Below are 2896 nucleotides of genomic sequence, written 5' to 3'. Positions count from 1 at the left end.
GTCCACGACCACGGCGACGGCCTCGCCGCGCCGGACGAGTCCGCGCCGCGCGCCGACGCCCACGTCGCGCCCGGCGCCGGCGGCGAGTTCGCCGCGCGGCCCCTCGACGATCTCTTCGGGCCGGACGAGCCGCCGGCCGCGGCCGCGGACCAGGGCGCGTTGTTCGCCGCGGTCGAGCCCGACGAGCTCGACGTGCCGTTCGCGGACGACGACTACGAGTTCGCTCCGTTGGACGAGGGGCTCGCGCCCGAGTCGGCGTCGGCGCCGGCCGAGGCGTTCGACGTCTGGCCCGGCGACGCCACGCCGAGCGAGCCCGCGCCTGACGAGGTCGTGTCGCCCGAGCTCGGGGAGATCGTCGCGCGCCGGCTCCCCACCAGCGGCGACCTCGCCGACCGGCTCGAGGTCGCGGTCCGTCGCCACGAGGCGCGTTCGGCGCGCGAGGCTCGGTACCACTGGGAGCGGCTCGGCGGGCGGGAGCTGGCCGAGCTCGACGCGCTGGCCGATGCCAAGGGGGTCGAGGCCACGCTCGCGCTGCTCGTCGCGGAGGCCGAGGCGATCTGGACGGCGCCGCACGTCCGTCACGCCGACGTGCTCTCCCCGGAAGCGGAGGCCGACGCCCGCGCGGCCCGGGCCCTGCGCAGCGCCGCGAAGGAGCTGACCAAGCTCGCGGAGAGCGACGCGAAGCTCGTCGAGGACGTCACGGCCGCGCTCGGCGCGATCGAGGTGCGTGACAGCGACGCGGCGGAGGGCGCGCCCGGCGTACTGCTCGCCGACCCGCTGAACATCCGCGCGCGGCGATTCCGCGCCGTGTTCGTGTGCGGCCTGCAGGAGGGCGACCTGCCGCAGCGCCCACAGCCCGAGCCGTTCCTGGACGACGGCGACCGCGCGCAGCTCGCGATCGCGTCCGGGCTGGTGCTGCCGCGCCACGAGGACACGCTCGCCCGTGAGCGCTCGCTGTTCTACGCGTGCGTCTCCCGCCCGGAGGAGGCGCTGTTCCTGTCGTTCCGGACGTCGGACGAGGAGGGCGGCCCGCAGCAGCCGTCGCCGTTCCTGGACGACGTCCGCGCGCTGTTCACGGACGAGCTGTGGGAGGGCCGTGGCCGGCGCCTGCTCGCGGAGATCACGTGGCCGCCGGCGGAGGCACCGACGCCGCACGAGCTGCGCCGCTCGCAGGCCGCCCGCGCCGAGGGGGAGCCGCCGGAGCCGCTCGCGGCGCCCACCGAGCCCGCGGTCCTGCACCTGCTCGCCGCGCGCGACCGCGAGTCGGCGCGCGGCCTGGAGACGTTCGCGGGCTGCCCGGTGAAGTGGCTGATCGAGCACGTGATGAAGCCCGCGCCGGTCGATCCCGACCCGGAGGCGATGCGCCGCGGCTCGCTTGGGCACGCCGTGCTCGAGGCCACGCTGCGCGGCCTGCAGACGCACACGGGCTCGGCCAAGCTCACGCCCGCCACGCAACCCGCGGCGCTCGAGCAGCTGCACATCGCGATCGAGCAGCTGATCGCCGCGGCCCGCACGATGCCCGCCCGCGCCGCGGCCCGCGCGCTGGAGGTGGACCTCGAGCGCTACATCCGCCACGAGTGCGCGACCGGCGCCGGCTTCGAGCCCGAGCAGCTCGAGTGGAGCTTCGACGCGTTCATGATCGACGGCGTCGCCGTCTCCGGTCGCGTCGACCGGGTGGACCGCAAGGGGAACACGGCGATCATCCGCGACTACAAGGGCCGCACCGTGCACCCAGGCGCCAGGTGGGCCGAGGACGGCAAGATCCAGGCCGCGCTGTACGCGCTCGCCGTCAGAGAGCAACTCGGCGTCGAGGTCGTCGGCGCGCTCTACCAGCCGCTCGGCACGGCCGACCAGCGCCCGCGCGGCGTCGTCCGCGACGACGTGCCCGGCCGCTACGTCAACGGCGACGTGAGCGACAGGGCCACGCTGGACCTGCGCCTCGAAGAGGCCCGCGCGATCGCCGCCCGCGCCGCCACCGACCTGCGCGCCGGCCGCATCACCCCCTGCCCCGACCGCTGCGGCTACCAAGGCGGCTGCGCCCACCCCGGGATCTGCCGCGCCGTATGAGCACGCCCAAGTTCACCGCCGAGCAGCGCGCCGCGATCGAAGCCCGCACGGGCTCCTCGCTGCTCGCCGCGAACGCCGGCTCGGGCAAGACGGCGGTGATGGTCGAGCGGATCGCCGCCGCGATCCGCGAGGACGGCGTCCCCGTCAACGCGATCCTCGCCCTCACCTTCACCGAGAAGGCCGCGGGCGAGCTGGCGGAGCGCCTGCGCCGCCGCCTGACCGACCTCGGCGAGGCCGAGCACGCCCGCGCCGTCGACGCCGCGTGGATCGGCACCATCCACGGCTTCTGCGCCCGCCTGCTGCGCTCCCAGCCGCTCGCCGCGGGCCTGGACCCGCGCTTCGAGGTGATGGAGGAGACCGCCGCCGAGCGCCTCGCCAACGCCGCCTACGACACTGCGCTGGAGTCCTGGGGCCGCACCCACGGCGCCGACGCGATCGACCTCGCCGCGTCCTACGGCCCGAACCTGCGCGACCTCATCCGCGGCACCTACTCGACGCTCCGCGCCCGGGGTCAGGCCCGCCCGCGGGTGCAGATCCCGCGCCAGGGCCCGGCGCCCGACCCGTCCGCGCTGGCCGCGGCGGGAGAAGCGGCGGTGCGTGACCTGCGCCCCGCCAAGGACGGCGTCCGCATCGCGGCGGCGAGAACCGCGCTGGACGAGTGCGCGCGGCTGACCGCGGCCGCGATGGGGGTCGGCGAGGCCGCGCGCGGCGCGACCGTGGCTGCCGGCGGCACGACCGTGGCGGGCGGCGACGCGGCCATGGGCGGCGGCGACCCGCACCCCGGCAACTACCTCTTCCTCGAGGACGGCCGCGTCGGCTTCCTCGACTT

The 2896-nt window shown here is 76.6% G+C and carries 2 protein-coding genes; both read left to right on the top strand.

All coding sequences use genetic code 11. The annotated features are described in order from the left end of the window. On the top strand, nucleotides 1-2067 hold a 2067-nt coding region (locus OJ997_RS36125), incomplete at its 5' end, for a PD-(D/E)XK nuclease family protein (protein WP_270030323.1). Beyond that, nucleotides 2064-2896, top strand: an 833-nt coding sequence (locus OJ997_RS36120; protein WP_270030322.1) for a UvrD-helicase domain-containing protein, incomplete at its 3' end; no start/stop codon positions are given. The genes OJ997_RS36125 and OJ997_RS36120, both read left to right, overlap by 4 nt.

It is taken from the genome of Solirubrobacter phytolaccae (genome assembly GCF_027587195.1).
Taxonomy (GTDB): domain Bacteria; phylum Actinomycetota; class Thermoleophilia; order Solirubrobacterales; family Solirubrobacteraceae; genus Solirubrobacter; species Solirubrobacter phytolaccae.
Note: the sequence above shows the minus strand (reverse complement) of the source record. Positions and strands in the feature narration are given on the sequence as shown.